Source organism: Rhizobium sp. WYCCWR 11146 (assembly GCF_013591995.1).
Lineage (GTDB): Bacteria > Pseudomonadota > Alphaproteobacteria > Rhizobiales > Rhizobiaceae > Rhizobium > Rhizobium indicum.
In genome coordinates, this window is the sequence record NZ_JACCEY010000014.1 from 6427 (window position 1) to 19888 (window position 13462).

A 13462-nucleotide genomic window follows, 5' to 3' on the forward strand; every position below is an offset into this window, starting at 1 on the left:
ACAGAGAGATGATTGACGACGCCCTCTTCGGCAAACCTCTGATATCCCTGATAACAGTCGGATTCGCCGGTATCGTCGTCTGGCATCTGCTCTCCCGTCATCGGCCGACGACGCGGCTGGTGGTGCAGATCCTCTTCTTTGCAGTGATGACGCTGATCCTCGTCGGCAGCGGCATCGAACCCCACCGGTTTCAAGGATATGAGTCCGAGGATCCGCGGGCCCTGCTCGTCATCGTCGCAAAAACACTCTGGTGGATCCATCTGGCATGGGCCGTCATCGGTTTCATCAGGCTCTATCTGGTGCTGGAGGGCAGTCCGCGAGAGGCTCGCCTGCTCCAGGATTTGGTTATCGGCGTCGTCTATATCGGTATGGCCCTATCGGTTCTGGCCTTCGTCTTCGGCGTGCCGATCGGAACCCTCGTCGCAACCTCGGGCGTGGTCGCGATCATTCTCGGTCTGGCGCTGCAGAATACGCTCGCCGACGTCTTCTCCGGCATCGCCCTGACCCTCGGCCGGCCATATGTCATCGGTGACTGGATCCTTCTCAGCGACGGCACGGAGGGCCGCGTCGTCGAAAGCAATTGGCGCGCGACGCACATCCTGACCAGTGCCAACAATGTCGTCGTTCTGCCGAACAGTTTTCTGGCAAAGCTTGGCCTGACGAATGTCAGCCGGCCGGACGAGACCCATCTTCTGGTCCTCACCATCCGCATCGCCCCGACGCGGATGCCGGCATCGGTCCGCCAAGTCATGGCAACGGCGCTTGCGAGCTGCAATTCGATCGTGCGCGAGCCGCCGCCGGTCGTAGCACTCAAGGGGCTGGATGCTACGGCGCTTGAGGTCGAGCTGCAATTTCGGGTGACGAGCCCGAGCCAGCGGGTGCCGGCACGGAACGAGGTGCTCGATCTCGTCTATCGCCACTGCAAATCCGCCGGCCTGCTGCTGGCCATTCCGCCGTCGGCGACGGTGCTGACCGCCGATCTGCCGACAGAAGAGAGCGCAAAGCCGCCGAGCGTAACGCCGCTTGCCCTGATCGAGGCCATTCCGGTCTTTACAACGCTGACATCAGATGAGAAGCGCAGGCTCGCCGAAACCACGACTGCCCGGGAGTTCCGCAAGGGCGATGTGATCGTGCGGGAGGACGAAATGCTCCCCTCACTGATGATGGTGCGCGCCGGCATCATCGCGGCGCGGAATGCAGGCGAGGAACGCGGACGGCTCGCGCCGGGCGATTTTTTTGGAGAGACCGGACTGCTCGCCGGCATGCAGGAAGTCTGCACCCTGGAGGCTCTGACCCCCGTGACCGCCTATGAGATCGACCAGGAGGCCTTCGCGCCGCTGCTAAGCGAACGCCCGGCGCTGGCGGAAGAAATCGCCGACCAACTCGCCAGCCGCGCCGAGCGTTTCCGCAACGGCGCCTCCTTGCCCCAGGAACATGCCCGCAGCGCGCATGCCATCCTGAAGACCATCAGGACCATCTTCAAGGCGTAGAGATCGGCGCTCCCGCTCAGCCGGCGCGCTTGAGCACCCATTCGAACGTGCTCCGCCAAATGTCGGCCGGCACTTCCTCGGACAAGGTGCCGACCAGATCGGAAAGCCGGACGCGCCTCAGCGTATCACGCCAGGCCTCGTCGGCCTCCCACATGATGCGCGCCACCGCGCATGGCTTGCTGTCGCAATATCCTTCCGGCCGGCAGGGATTGTTTGCCCGGATGTTCGTACAGGTGAAGCTGCGGGCCTTCCCCTCGACCGCCTCGACGATCTCGAGAAAGTTGATATCCGAGGGGGTCTTGGCAAGCCTGTAGCCGCCACTCGGACCGAGCGTGGTCTCGACCAGCGATGCCTGCGAAAGGCTCTGCAGTGCTTTGGAGAGATATTCCTTCGGCAGACCATGAAGCTCGGCGAGCGCCTTGGTGGAAAGATACCTGCCCTCTGGCAGGCCCGCGAGAATGGCGCAGCAGTGAAGCGCCCACTCGACCTGGCTTTTCAGGATCATTCAGCAACTCGTGTGATGGTTGGTTCTGCCGATGGAATTAAGGACATATCATATCCGAAAACCGGCACGATGTAAATGAGCTGCAAAAGCAGCGTGTTGCTGCCTGAACGGCGATGCAGGCCCCGATCTCCCTCAGCCCCCGTTCTCGTCCTCTCCCTGCGTCAGCTCATTTTCAATTCCGGCGATCAGCTTGCGCAGCAGCGCCGCGAGCGCCTCGCGCTCCTTTCCGTCAAGAGCCTGCAGAAACGAAGATTCGCTCGCCATGTCGGTGCGGAAGGCCTTTTCGGCGAGTGCCGCACCCGCCTCGCTCAATGCCACCAATACGCTGCGCCCGTCACGCGGCGATTTCTCCCGGCGGATCAGGCCCGCCTTCTCCAGCCGGTCGAGCCTGTGGGTCAGGCCTCCCGAGGAGATCATCAGCGCCGAATACATGTCCGTCGGGGTCAGTCGGTAAGGCGGTCCGGAACGGCGAAGCGTTGCGATCACGTCGAATTCTCCGCGGTCGAGACCAAAATCGGCAAAGGTCGCCTCAATGCTCGGGCGGACTAGGTTCGACAGCCGAAAGGCCCGGCCTAGGATCGCCATCGGCTCGGTGTCGAGGTCGGGCAGTTCCAGCGCCCATTGCCGGCGCAGCCGGTCGACATGATCCTCGTAGGAGCCGTCACCTTTAGTTCCATTCGTCATTTTCTGCCTCATATGCCACCACAGCCGAGACATACACCTTCCATCCGCATCGAGGAAGATATCTTGACAGGAAGACAGTTTTGAGGATATATCTTCTCGCGAAGATAGTTTGCGATCGCAAATGGCACCAGCAGGAGGCACGTGATGTTCAGTATTCTTCGTCACCAGGAACCGCGACCCGATCAGAGCCGCACGGTCCGCTTCGAAGGCCGCGACCATGGCGGCGAGATATCGCTTTTCCTGGTCGACAATGAGCCCGGCCAAGGGCCTGACCTGCATATCCACCCCTATTCCGAAACGTGGGCAGTCAGGAAAGGTGAAGCCGAATTCACCGTAGGCGACGCCAAGACCCTCGCCTTTCCCGGCGATATCGTCGTCGTGGCCGCCAACATTCCCCACCGTTTCGAAAATGTCGGCACCGGACGGCTCGAAATCGTCTGCGTTCATGCCAGCGACGAGATCGTGCAGGAGTTTGTGTGAGGCAAAGCCGCCTCAGAAGACAACCTCCACAAGACAAAGGAAGAGGAGAGAACCGCAATGCCTAAGATGATCTTCGTGAACCTGCCGGTGAAAGATCTTGCCGCTGCGACCCGTTTCTATGACGCGATCGGCTGCAGCAAGAACGAACAGTTCAGCGATCACCAGGCGTCGAACATGGTCTGGTCCGAGGCCATTATCTTCCACTTACTGACACGCGATTTCTTCGCGAGTTTCACGCCGAAACCCGTTGCCGAAGCGCAGAAGGCGAGCGAGATGCTGATCGCGCTGACGATGGACAGCCGTGAAGACGTGGACGCTATCGTCGAGGCAGCCGCAGTCGCCGGCGGCAAAGCCGATCCGCGCGCGCCGACGGACATGGGCTGGCTCTACAACCGTGCCTTCGAGGATCCCGATGGCCATATATTCGAAGCGGTCTGGGTCGACATGGCGGCGGCGACCGCCTCTGGGCAATAGCCGGCAAGGCGTCCGGCGACGTGCCGCGGGCGAAACGGGCTTCGACCCACCTCGCCCGCCATGAAAACTTTTGCTGCGCCTGGAATAAAACCACCGCGCCTCGTGTCTCATCTCAGGCATCGCAAGATTGCGTGCCCAATCTGAGGAGAGACATCATGACATCCGTGAAATTCCTGTCCGTCCTGGCGGCCGCCGCCCTTGCCGCGACCGCTGCTTTCGCCGCCCCTCCCGTCAAGGAAGTCGAATCCGCCAAGGGCAAGGTGCTCGCCGGCGAAAACGACATGACCCTCTACACCTTCAAGAAGGACGCCAAGGGCGTTTCCAACTGCTACGACGATTGCGCCAAGAACTGGCCGCCGCTGATGGCTGCTGGCGACGCCAAGGCCGATGGTGCATATTCGATCATCGATCGCAAAGATGGCACGAAGCAATGGGCCAAGGACGGCATGCCGCTCTATTTCTGGGTCAAGGACACGAAGGCCGGCGACATCACCGGCGATGGCGTCGGCGGCAACTGGGATCTCGCCAAGCCTTGATCGCGAAGACCCCGATCACAAGCGAGTTGCCGGCGTGAAAACACCCGCACCCGAAACCTTCGAGGGCCAGATCCTGGCCCTCCTGCCCTCGCTCAGGCGCTATTCGCGCAGCCTGACGCGCTCGGATGCCGATGGCGAGGACCTGCTCCAGGATTGTGTCGAAAAGGTTCTCACGCGCCGCGGCCAATGGCGCGGCCTCAACCTGCGCGGCTGGGTCCTGACCATCATGACCAATCTCTACCGCAACAGCCGGCGCGGCAAAACGCGCGACGGCCTTGTCGAGCTCGGTGCCGCAGAGGATCTGGCCGCGTCCGAACCGCCGGCCGATCCGCTGGAACGCGCCCGGCTGGACGATGCGCTGAACAGCCTGTCGGATGAACACCGCGCCGTGCTGATGCTCGTGGTCATCGAGGGATACACCTATGTCGAGGTCGCCGTCGCGCTCGATATCCCGATCGGCACCGTCATGTCGCGCCTGTCGCGCGCCCGCCGGCGCGTCGCCGAGCGATTGAAGGCCGACAACATCATTACGCTTCGGAGACCGAAATGAACGAGACCAATCCGAGCGTCACCGAAGCCGACCTTCACGCCTATGCCGACGCACAGCTGCCGGAAACGGCGCGCGCCCGCATCGAGACCTTCCTGGCCGACAATCCCGACGAGGCGGCGATAGTCGCCGAATGGCAGGCGCAGAATTCAGGCATCCGATCGCTGTTTGCCGGTTATGAGAAGGCGAAGGACACCGATCCTCTGCTCGTCGTCCCCCCGCGCGCCGTTTCATCGGGACCGAAACGCTGGGCGATCGCCGCATCAGCCCTCCTCGTCTTCATGCTCGGCGCCGTCAGCGGCCATTATGGCCCCGCACTTCTGGAAAAGCCGGAGTTGCAGCTTGCCGGCTCCGAAACCTTGCCGAAACAGGCCCAGACCGCGTTTACGGTCTATGCCGCCGAGGTTCGCCATCCCGTCGAGGTCTTTGCAAACGAGGAGGTCCACCTCGCCACCTGGCTCGGTAAGCGCCTGGCAATCCAGAACCTCAAGATCCCGAACCTGCAGCCGCTCGGCTTCAAGCTTGTCGGCGGCCGCCTGTTGCCGGTCGACGGCAGGCCGGGCGCCATGTTCATGTATGAAAACCAGGCCGGCGAGCGCCTGACCGTCATGGTCGGCCGCAACACGGACAACCGCACGACGAGCTTCCGCTTCGCCTCATCAGGCAATCTCGAAACCTTCTACTGGATCGACGGCGAACTCGGTTATGCCGTCACCGGCGAAATCTCCCGCGAGACGCTGCGGGAGGTAGCCGAGGAGTGCTACAAGCAGTTCCCGTCCTAGAGCAATTCCAGGAAAAGTGCAAAGCGGTTTTCGTCCGGAATTACGTCAAAAAACAAAAGGTTAGAGCGGTTCTGCGCTTCCGTGAACAGCTGAACCGATCTAAGGATCAGCGTGAGGGATCGTTGCCGAGCTCGATCGGCCGTCCATGCGGCGTCGCCTCCGCCGCCCGCTGCCAGCTCTGCTGCAGTGCCAGGATCGTTTCCGCGTCGGCGATGCCGTTGTCGACGATGAGGTCGGAGAGTGCCGCCACCCAGCAGTCAAAATAGTCGCTGCCATCTTCGGCCCGGCCAGGCTTGTGCAACTGCGCGGAAAGCGTTTCAGCCCATTCGCTCCAGCTGAACAGGCCTAGTGCGTGCAGGTGCACGGTCATGGCAAAAGCCTCAGCCGCCCATGGCTCGGGAAAAACCGGCTCGCCCTCCGGCGACCTCGGCAGCCCGGACGATTGCGTCAGCGGCGATATCTCATGCCGGCTCAAGATAGCTCTCCCAGGCATCGATCGACACGGTCAGCGTGGGATCGGCGCCCTCGCCCCAGATCTCCTCGCCGTCAAAGACGATGGTATAGAGCCATTGCGGATTTTCGCCCCTGCCATGCGCATTGTCGTCGGGAAAGACGAAGGCACCCTGCACTGCCTCGACCATTCCGGTCCTGGCGCGGGCATAACGCGGCAGGCGCGTATGTGTGACCGGATTGAAATTCTTCGTCTTCACCGTCTCCCCGACCGCAAAAAGCGGCGCGGTCTTAGCAGGACGATCGCAAGGGCCGCCTTTCGCCAAAACGCCGGGCACCATCTCCGCTTTCAGCACGCGTTTTGGAACCGCTCCCGCCTGCTGCGCATGGCCGGACAGCAATTCCGCGCGCGTTGCAAAGCCATGCCGTTCGAGCAGCTTGTCGATGCCGCGGATCCAGATCTCGTAGTAGCTGGCAGCGAGATAATCGGCCGGCGGAATATTCTCGCGCGCATGCCGGCTTTCATCGATCGTCCATGCGCCGAAAGCGCCGCAGGAAAGCGTGATGCCGAGCGCCCGCTTTTCCCATTCGGCATGGAAATAGGGTTCGTCCTGTTCGGGCGCGACAGGTCCGAGGCCCATCTGCCCACCGAGATCGTGCGGTCCGTTCATGCGGCGCTCTCCGGCTTGCGGGCAACCGCCGTGCCGATCATCGCGTCGCGGCTGACGAGGCCGGCAAGCGCCTGCTCGTCCATTCCGGTGGTCCCTTCGGGCCGCTCGGGAATGACGAGGTAACGCAGCTCCGCCGTCGAATCCCAGACGCGGACCTCCTTGTCCTCCGGCAGCGTCAGCCCGAATTCGGCCAGCACGCCGCGCGGGTCGATGACCGCGCGCGAACGATAGGCCGGCGCCTTGTACCAGACCGGCGGCAGGCCGAGCACCGACCAGGGATAACAGGAGCAGAGCGTGCAGACGACGAGGTTATGGGTCTTGGCCGTGTTGAAGACGGCGCGCATGTGCTCGCCCTGCCGGCCGGTATAGCCGAGGCTGGCAATGGCCGCCGTCGCATCACGCTTTAGCCAGTCGGCAAAATCGGCATCGCTCCAGGCCTTGGCGACGACATGCGCGCCGTTTCTCGGTCCCACCTTCGTCTCATAGGTCTCGACGATCGCGTCGATCGCCACCGGATCGATCAGCCCCTTCTCCGTCAGCAGCGTTTCCAGCGCCTTCACGCGCGCCTGCATGTCGGAATAATGATTGTCATGATCGTGCCCGTGAGCATGGTCGTCGTCATGGTCGTGCAAGGCGAAGCCCTCCCGAAACTGCCCGCTATTTCTAACATATGCCGCAGGCTCGCCAAGCCCTTCTATGTCTCATGCGCTTTTCCGCTAATCTCCTGCCATGAACATTCTGATTCTCGGCGCAACCGGCTTCATAGGCTCCGTCGTCGCGGCCCGGCTGGTCGCCGACGGCCACGCCGTGACTGGGCTCGGCCGTAATCCCACGCGTGCACGCCTGAAACAGCCGGCGATCGACTGGCAGCGCGCGGATCTCTCGCGCATGACAAAACCAGCGGATTGGGACGAGATCCTCAAGGACCAGCATGTCATCGTCAATTGCGCCGGCGCCCTGCAGGATGGCCTGTCGGATGATCTGTCGGCCACCCAGGCAGAGGCGATGCTGGCGCTCTATTCCGCCGCAAAACGCTCGTCGCGCCCGCTGATCGTGCAGATATCGGCAAGGACAGTGGGAGCGGCGGGCGATCTCCCTTCCTCGCCACCAAGCGGCGGGCAGACGAGGCGCTGGCGGCAAGCGGCCTGCCTTACCTCATCCTGCGCCCTGCCCTCGTTCTCGGCCGCAATGCCCATGGCGGTTCGGCGCTGCTGCGGGCGCTTGCCGCCTTTCCTCTGGTGCTGCCGCTGGCCCATGCCGAAAGTCCGGCCGAAACACTTTCGGTGGACGATGTGGCGGAAGCCGTCTCGCGGGCGGTCTCCGGCGGCATCTCCGGCGATATCGATCTTGCCGCCGACGAAGTTCTGACGCTCGCTGATCTCGTCCGCCTTCACCGCCACTGGCTCGGCCTGTCGCCCGCCCGCGTGTTCGCTCTTCCCAACTGGCTTGCCGGCCCGGTGACGTGGCTGGCCGATCTATCGGGACTGCTCGGCTGGCGTTCACCGCTGCGCTCGACGGCGATGACGGTCATGTCGGAAGGCGTGCTGAGCTCGAAAGCGAAGAGCGGCTTTGCCACGACACCCGCGGCAGCAACGCTCGCGGCCAATTCCTCCGGCGTACAGGATCTCTGGTTTGCCAGGCTCTATCTTCTGAAGCCACTCGTCATATCGGGCCTATCCGTTTTCTGGCTGCTCTCAGGTTTGATCCCGCTGCTGACGCTGGAGAAGACGTCCGCTCACTTCCTGCCGTTCATGCCTCAGGGAGCGGCAACAGCGCTGACGTTTGCAACCTGCCTGATCGACATCGCTCTCGGCGTCGCCGTCCTCCTTCGCCCACTGGCAAAACGTGCCCTTCTCGGCATGCTGGCCGTGTCGTTCGCCTATCTTGCCGGCGCCAGCCTGCTCGAACCCGCACTCTGGCTCGATCCGCTCGGTCCACTCGTCAAGGTGCTGCCATCGATCTTGCTGACGCTCACCGCACTTGCCACGCTGGATGAACGCTGATGCTTGAGGAATGGCTGCTGCTTGCCCATGTCATCGGCGCGACCGTGCTTTTCGGCACCGGCGCCGGCATTGCCTTCTTCATGGTGATGGCCCACCGGACACGCGATCCCCATCTGATCGCCCATGTCGCCAGCACGGTTGTCATCGCCGACACCCTCTTTACCGCCACCGCAGCCATTCTTCAGCCGGTGACCGGCTATCTGCTGGCCCGGTCGATCGGTTGGGAACTGTCGGAGGGATGGATTGCGCTGTCGCTGCTGCTTTATGTCGTGACCGGCCTGTTCTGGCTGCCGGTCGTCTGGATCCAGATCCGGCTGCGCGATCTCGCTCGCGCCGCAGCAGCAGCGGGAAAAGCTCTGCCGCCGGACTATTTCAGCCTCTACCGCATCTGGTTCGCCTGCGGTTTTCCGGCCTTCTTCGCCGTCATCGGCATTCTCTGGCTGATGCTTATTAAGCCGGCAATCACTCTATTTTAGCATCGGCCAGAGGCTTAGCACCAACAGCACCGCCATGCTGATATTGAACCATTTCAGCCGCGCCGGATCGGAAAGCCATTCCCTCAGCGCCGAGCCGAAGCCGGCCCATGTCGAGACGCTGGGCACATTGACTGCCGCAAAAGCGAGACCGACGATCAGCACGCTCACCAGGTAGAGTTGCGGATTGGTGTAGGTCGCCATCGCGGTGATCGCCATCACCCAGGCTTTCGGATTGACCCACTGGAAGGCCGCCGCCGCCAAGAAGGACATCGGCTCGACGCCGCTCCTGCCTTCGCTCAGCGAGCGCGACGAGGCGATCTTCCAGGCGATCCAGATGAGATAGGCGCCGCCCGCAAATTTCAGTACCGTATAGACAATAGGCACCGTGTGCAGCAGCGCGCCGAGCCCAAGGCCGACGCCGATCAGCAGCGAGAAGAAGCCGACGCCGATGCCGAACATATGCGGGATCGTCCTGCGGAAGCCGAAATTCACGCCCGATGCGAAGAGCATCATATTGTTCGGCCCCGGCGTGATCGAGGTCGTGAAGGCGAAGAGAACGAGGGCGAGAAATGTATCCAGCGGCATGCGACCTCCCGAAGCCAGCTTTTCCGCGGCCTGCTTATTTAGGTCAGCATAACTGTCCTAAACCGCCGGTGCCATTACATCATTGTCATGGTGACAGGATTACTTGAAAGATGGCGACCCGGCCCAATCTCCTGTCGAAGGGACAGAAACCATGCAGGACGACCCGATTCCATCGATCACATTCCCAAACGGCACTGAGGTGCCGGCGCTCGGCCAGGGCACCTGGGCCATGGGCGAGGATGCCGGCCATGCCAAGGCCGAGATCGAAAGCCTCAAGGCCGGCATCGATCTCGGCATGACGCTGATCGACACCGCCGAAATGTATGGCGACGGTGGCGCCGAAGAGATCGTCGGCCAGGCGATCAGGGGCCGGCGCGACGAGGTCTTCATCGTCAGCAAGGTCTATCCCTGGAATGCCAGCCTGAAAGTCACGATCGAGGCCTGCGAGCGCAGTCTAGAACGGCTGGGCACCGATCGCATCGATCTTTATCTGCTGCACTGGCGCGGAGACCATCCGCTCACAGAGACCGTCGCCGCCTTCGAAATGCTGAAGGCATCCGGCAAGATCGGCGCCTGGGGCGTCTCCAACTTCGACACCGACGACATGGAGGAGCTGCTCGGCGTGCCCGACGGCGCCAATGTCGCCGCCAACCAGGTGCTCTATAACCTTTCCCGCCGCGGCATCGAGTTCGATCTGCTGCCCTGGTGCCAGAGCCGCGGCATTCCCGTCATGGCCTATTCGCCGATCGAACAGGGAAGCATCCTGCACCATCCCGAACTGATCCGCATCGCCAAGGCCTATCAGGCGACACCGGCCCAGCTGGCTCTCGCCTTCCTGCTGGAACGCGACGGCGTCATCGTCATTCCGAAGACCTCGAATGCCGAACGCGCGGCGGAAAACCGCGACTGCGTCTCGCTCGATATCACCGACGACGACTGGGATGCCTTGGACGCCGCCTTCCCGCCGCCCACAAAGAAAAAGCCGCTAGAGATGCTTTGACCTTCAGCGGCTTTCCCATTTATTGCAGCATCGGGCTTGGATGCCCAGGCTGTATTTCTACATGCCCGGGCTGTAATCTTACATGCCCGGGCTGTGTAATATTTACATGCCCTGCACGCCTCGGTTCATCGCCGCAATGCCGGTACGGCAAACCTCGATGAGGCCAAGCGGCTTCATGATCGCCACGAACTGATCGATCTTCGACGATTTGCCGGTGATCTCCAGAATGAAGTGACCGACCGTCGCATCCACCACCTTGGCATGGAAGGCATCGGCAAGGCGCAGGGTCTCGGCGCGCATCTCGCCCTCGCCAATCACCTTGATCAGTGCCACTTCGCGCTCGATCGGCCGGTCCTGGCCGAGTTCGCGAGCGCGCACCGTCAGGTCGACGACGCGATGCACCGGCACGATGCGTTCCAGCTGCGCCTTGATCTGCTCCAGCACCTGCGGCGTGCCGCGTGTGACGACGGTGATGCGGGAAAGATGCGCCTGATGCTCGGTCTCGGAGACCGTCAGGCTCTCGATATTGTAGCCGCGGCCGGAAAACAGGCCGATGACCCGGGCAAGAACCCCCGGTTCGTTGTCGACGAGAACCGAAAGCGTGTGGCTTTCGACGGCCGCCGTTTCCGGCGAAATGAAGTAAGCGGAGCCCGTGGGCTGTAGGTGAGCGTTCATGTCCTTGGTCCCTTCCCTTATTAGACTAGCGCGCGGCCCTTGGCGTCGATCGCATTGGCGACCGCTTCGTCGGTGGCCTCGTCCGGCAACAGCATTTCGTTATGGGCCTTGCCCGAGGGGATCATCGGGAAGCAATTGGCGAGATTGGCGACGCGGCAATCGAAGATGACCGGCTTTCTGACCTCGATCATCTCGAGAATGGTGTCATCGAGCTGATCCGGCTTTTCGCAGCGCAGGCCGACGGCGCCATAAGCTTCTGCCAGCTTAACGAAATCGGGCATCGCCTCCGTATAGGAATTTGACAGGCGGTTACCGTGCAGCAGTTGCTGCCACTGGCGCACCATGCCCATATACTGGTTGTTCATGATGAAGATCTTGATCGGCGCATCGTGCTGGATCGCCGCCGACATTTCCTGGATGCACATCTGGATCGACGCGTCGCCGGCAATGTCGATGACGAGGCTGTCGGGATGGGCGATCTGCACGCCGAGCGCGGCCGGCAGGCCGTAGCCCATCGTGCCGAGGCCGCCCGAGGTCATCCAGCGGTTCGGCTGCTCGAAACCGAAGAACTGCGCCGCCCACATCTGGTGCTGGCCGACCTCGGTGGTGATGTAGGTATCGCGGTCCTTGGTGTGGGCGAAGAGCCGCTCCAACGCATATTGCGGCATGATGACGTCATTGCTCTTCGTATAGGCGAAGGAGTTGCGTGCCCGCCAGCGGGCGATATCGGTCCACCAGTCGTCCAGGCGGCCCTTTTCCGGCTTCTTCGGCAGCGCCCGCCACAGGCGGACCATGTCTTCGAGGACATGGCCGACATCGCCGCGGATGCCGATATCGACCCGAACGTTCTTATTGATCGAGGACGGATCGATATCGATATGGATCTTCTTCGAATTCGGCGAAAAGGCATTGAGACGGCCGGTGATGCGGTCGTCGAAGCGGGCGCCGATGCAGACCATGACATCGCAGTCGTGCATCGCCATGTTGGCCTCGTAGGAGCCGTGCATGCCGAGCATCTTCAGCCAGTTCTTGCCTGAAGCAGGATAGGCGCCGAGGCCCATCAGCGTCGAGGTGATCGGGAAATTGGTGAGCTCGACCAGCTCACGCAGCAGCTTGGAAGCCTCGGGGCCGGAATTGATGACGCCGCCGCCGGAATATATGATCGGACGGCGCGCATTCGCCATCAGTTCGATCGCGGCATGGATCTGGTTGAGGTCGCCCTGGATCTTCGGCTGGTAGCTCTTCTGGATCGCGTAATCGGCGGGCGGCGTGTAGGTGCCGGTCGCAAACTGCACGTCTTTCGGAATATCGACGACGACGGGGCCCGGACGGCCGGACTGGGCGATGCGGAAGGCCTCGTGAATGACGGCGGCAAGCTGGTTGACATCCTTGACCAGCCAGTTGTGCTTGGTGCAGGGCCGGGTGATGCCGACCGTGTCGCATTCCTGGAAGGCGTCGGAGCCGATCAGTGGGGTCGGAACCTGGCCGGTCAGGCAGACGAGCGGGATCGAATCCATCAGCGCATCCTGCAGCGGCGTAACGGCATTGGTAGCGCCCGGACCCGAGGTCACCAGCATGACGCCGACCTTGCCGGTGGAGCGGGCGTAACCTTCGGCCGCATGGCCGGCTCCCTGCTCGTGGCGGACGAGGATGTGCTTGACGTCCTCCTGCTGGAAGATCTCGTCATAGATCGGCAGGACCGCACCGCCGGGATAGCCGAAGATATGTTCGACGCCGTTGTCCTTCAGCGCCTTGAGAACGATCTCCGCTCCCGTCATCCGATTGCCTGCCGCCTGATTGTCCGTGCTCATCTGTCTGTTCCGTTTGATGCTGGGATTGCGTTTGTGGCCGGAAGCCCTGATTTCGGGCATAAAAAAAGGCCCCTGAGGAGCCTGTCATCTAGCGCATGGGTGGCTATTGCCGGATGGTTACACCATCCTGCCCATGCGCTTTCCCACCACGATAAGAGCCGTTGCGATTTTCATGGTCGGAAGTGATAGACAGAAAATTTCGCAGCGTCAACGCATGCCGCAATAAAAAACTGCCCCACGCCTGCATCCCCGAAAATCGATAGGATGAAGGATTTGTTAAAGGATCGACTTTA

General features: G+C 62.1%; 16 protein-coding genes and 1 pseudogene. 9 read left to right on the forward strand and 8 right to left on the reverse strand.

The annotated features are described in order from the left end of the window. Nucleotides 1-8 precede the first annotated feature (8 nt). The gene (locus HX899_RS08510) at nt 9-1490 is read left to right on the forward strand and encodes a mechanosensitive ion channel family protein (RefSeq protein ID WP_180193778.1); all 1482 of its coding nucleotides are present in this window, start codon (nt 9-11) and stop codon (nt 1488-1490) included. 16 nt (nt 1491-1506) lie between these two features. On the opposite strand, the gene HX899_RS08515 is transcribed toward HX899_RS08510, so the two are convergent. After that, complete coding sequence (locus tag HX899_RS08515) at nt 1507-1995, reverse strand: Rrf2 family transcriptional regulator (RefSeq protein WP_012758212.1); 489 nt, start codon at nt 1993-1995, stop codon at nt 1507-1509. 132 nt (nt 1996-2127) lie between these two features. After that, nucleotides 2128-2679 (reverse strand): MarR family winged helix-turn-helix transcriptional regulator, encoded by a 552-nt coding sequence (locus tag HX899_RS08520; RefSeq protein WP_138387183.1) that lies wholly within the window; start codon nt 2677-2679, stop codon nt 2128-2130. Between the two features lie 144 nt (nt 2680-2823). Here HX899_RS08520 and HX899_RS08525 point away from each other — a divergent pair, with 144 nt between their 5' ends. From HX899_RS08525 to HX899_RS08545, 5 genes are all read left to right on the forward strand, one after another. After that, nucleotides 2824-3159 (forward strand): cupin domain-containing protein, encoded by a 336-nt coding sequence (locus tag HX899_RS08525; protein ID WP_181292225.1) that lies wholly within the window; start codon nt 2824-2826, stop codon nt 3157-3159. 57 nt (nt 3160-3216) lie between these two features. Next, nucleotides 3217-3633 carry a VOC family protein gene (locus HX899_RS08530; RefSeq protein WP_138387181.1) on the forward strand — a complete coding sequence of 139 codons (417 nt, stop codon included), beginning with the start codon at nt 3217-3219 and terminating at the stop codon, nt 3631-3633. A gap of 155 nt (nt 3634-3788) precedes the next feature. Further along, entirely contained in the window at nt 3789-4169 is a 381-nt protein-coding gene (locus tag HX899_RS08535; protein ID WP_138330570.1) for a hypothetical protein, read from the forward strand. A gap of 34 nt (nt 4170-4203) precedes the next feature. Next, nucleotides 4204-4719 carry an RNA polymerase sigma factor gene (locus HX899_RS08540; RefSeq protein ID WP_181292226.1) on the forward strand — a complete coding sequence of 172 codons (516 nt, stop codon included), beginning with the start codon at nt 4204-4206 and terminating at the stop codon, nt 4717-4719. Then, nucleotides 4716-5498 carry an anti-sigma factor gene (locus tag HX899_RS08545; RefSeq protein ID WP_181292227.1) on the forward strand — a complete coding sequence of 261 codons (783 nt, stop codon included), beginning with the start codon at nt 4716-4718 and terminating at the stop codon, nt 5496-5498. The genes HX899_RS08540 and HX899_RS08545 overlap by 4 nt, the downstream gene beginning before the upstream one ends. Nucleotides 5499-5604: 106 nt before the next feature. Here the strand turns inward: HX899_RS08545 and HX899_RS08550 are convergent, their stop codons facing one another. The 3 genes from HX899_RS08550 to nthA are packed head-to-tail and all read right to left on the reverse strand — an operon-like array spanning nt 5605 to nt 7251. Then, on the reverse strand, nt 5605-5973 hold the full coding sequence (locus HX899_RS08550) for a nitrile hydratase accessory protein (protein ID WP_181292228.1): 369 nt from the start codon (nt 5971-5973) through the stop codon (nt 5605-5607). Then, nucleotides 5960-6619, reverse strand: a complete 660-nt coding sequence (gene nthB / locus HX899_RS08555; RefSeq protein ID WP_181292229.1) for a nitrile hydratase subunit beta — start codon at nt 6617-6619, stop codon at nt 5960-5962. Before nthB ends, HX899_RS08550 begins: the two co-directional genes overlap by 14 nt. Then, a complete protein-coding gene (gene nthA / locus HX899_RS08560) occupies nt 6616-7251 on the reverse strand; it encodes a nitrile hydratase subunit alpha (protein WP_181292230.1) in 636 nt (211 codons plus the stop codon). The genes nthB and nthA overlap by 4 nt, the downstream gene beginning before the upstream one ends. Nucleotides 7252-7348: 97 nt before the next feature. Here nthA and HX899_RS08565 point away from each other — a divergent pair. Together HX899_RS08565 and HX899_RS08570 are read left to right on the forward strand one after the other, a co-directional pair. Further along, nucleotides 7349-8622, forward strand: a pseudogene (locus HX899_RS08565) (SDR family oxidoreductase). Next, nucleotides 8622-9098 (forward strand): DUF2269 domain-containing protein, encoded by a 477-nt coding sequence (locus HX899_RS08570; protein ID WP_181292231.1) that lies wholly within the window; start codon nt 8622-8624, stop codon nt 9096-9098. The pseudogene HX899_RS08565 and the gene HX899_RS08570 overlap by 1 nt, the downstream one beginning before the upstream one ends. Here the strand turns inward: HX899_RS08570 and HX899_RS08575 are convergent. Continuing rightward, nucleotides 9090-9683, reverse strand: coding sequence for a LysE family translocator (locus tag HX899_RS08575; protein ID WP_181292232.1), 594 nt, complete (start codon nt 9681-9683; stop codon nt 9090-9092). The two genes, HX899_RS08570 and HX899_RS08575, sit on opposite strands and share 9 nt — an antisense overlap. Before the next feature lie 151 nt (nt 9684-9834). Between HX899_RS08575 and HX899_RS08580 the strand changes: the two genes are divergently transcribed. After that, the gene (locus tag HX899_RS08580; RefSeq protein ID WP_181292233.1) at nt 9835-10683 is read left to right on the forward strand and encodes an aldo/keto reductase; all 849 of its coding nucleotides are present in this window, start codon (nt 9835-9837) and stop codon (nt 10681-10683) included. Between the two features lie 102 nt (nt 10684-10785). Here the strand turns inward: HX899_RS08580 and ilvN are convergent, their stop codons facing one another. Both ilvN and HX899_RS08590 read right to left on the reverse strand, forming a co-directional pair. Further along, on the reverse strand, nt 10786-11358 hold the full coding sequence (gene ilvN, locus HX899_RS08585; RefSeq protein WP_003541288.1) for an acetolactate synthase small subunit: 573 nt from the start codon (nt 11356-11358) through the stop codon (nt 10786-10788). Between the two features lie 20 nt (nt 11359-11378). Next, the gene (locus HX899_RS08590; RefSeq protein WP_180193771.1) at nt 11379-13169 is read right to left on the reverse strand and encodes an acetolactate synthase 3 large subunit; all 1791 of its coding nucleotides are present in this window, start codon (nt 13167-13169) and stop codon (nt 11379-11381) included. Between the last annotated feature and the right edge of the window lie 293 nt (nt 13170-13462).

What these genes read in the sequence shown, in the direction of transcription:
- HX899_RS08510 (WP_180193778.1), top strand. Translation starts at nt 9, where the DNA reads ATGATTGACGACGCCCTCTTCGGCAAACCTCTGATATCCCTGATAACA.
- HX899_RS08515 (WP_012758212.1), bottom strand. Translation starts at nt 1,995, where the DNA reads ATGATCCTGAAAAGCCAGGTCGAGTGGGCGCTTCACTGCTGCGCCATT.
- HX899_RS08520 (WP_138387183.1), bottom strand. Translation starts at nt 2,679, where the DNA reads ATGACGAATGGAACTAAAGGTGACGGCTCCTACGAGGATCATGTCGAC.
- HX899_RS08525 (WP_181292225.1), top strand. Translation starts at nt 2,824, where the DNA reads ATGTTCAGTATTCTTCGTCACCAGGAACCGCGACCCGATCAGAGCCGC.
- HX899_RS08530 (WP_138387181.1), top strand. Translation starts at nt 3,217, where the DNA reads ATGCCTAAGATGATCTTCGTGAACCTGCCGGTGAAAGATCTTGCCGCT.
- HX899_RS08535 (WP_138330570.1), top strand. Translation starts at nt 3,789, where the DNA reads ATGACATCCGTGAAATTCCTGTCCGTCCTGGCGGCCGCCGCCCTTGCC.
- HX899_RS08545 (WP_181292227.1), top strand. Translation starts at nt 4,716, where the DNA reads ATGAACGAGACCAATCCGAGCGTCACCGAAGCCGACCTTCACGCCTAT.
- nthB (WP_181292229.1), bottom strand. Translation starts at nt 6,619, where the DNA reads ATGAACGGACCGCACGATCTCGGTGGGCAGATGGGCCTCGGACCTGTC.
- HX899_RS08570 (WP_181292231.1), top strand. Translation starts at nt 8,622, where the DNA reads ATGCTTGAGGAATGGCTGCTGCTTGCCCATGTCATCGGCGCGACCGTG.
- HX899_RS08575 (WP_181292232.1), bottom strand. Translation starts at nt 9,683, where the DNA reads ATGCCGCTGGATACATTTCTCGCCCTCGTTCTCTTCGCCTTCACGACC.
- HX899_RS08580 (WP_181292233.1), top strand. Translation starts at nt 9,835, where the DNA reads ATGCAGGACGACCCGATTCCATCGATCACATTCCCAAACGGCACTGAG.
- ilvN (WP_003541288.1), bottom strand. Translation starts at nt 11,358, where the DNA reads ATGAACGCTCACCTACAGCCCACGGGCTCCGCTTACTTCATTTCGCCG.
- HX899_RS08590 (WP_180193771.1), bottom strand. Translation starts at nt 13,169, where the DNA reads ATGAGCACGGACAATCAGGCGGCAGGCAATCGGATGACGGGAGCGGAG.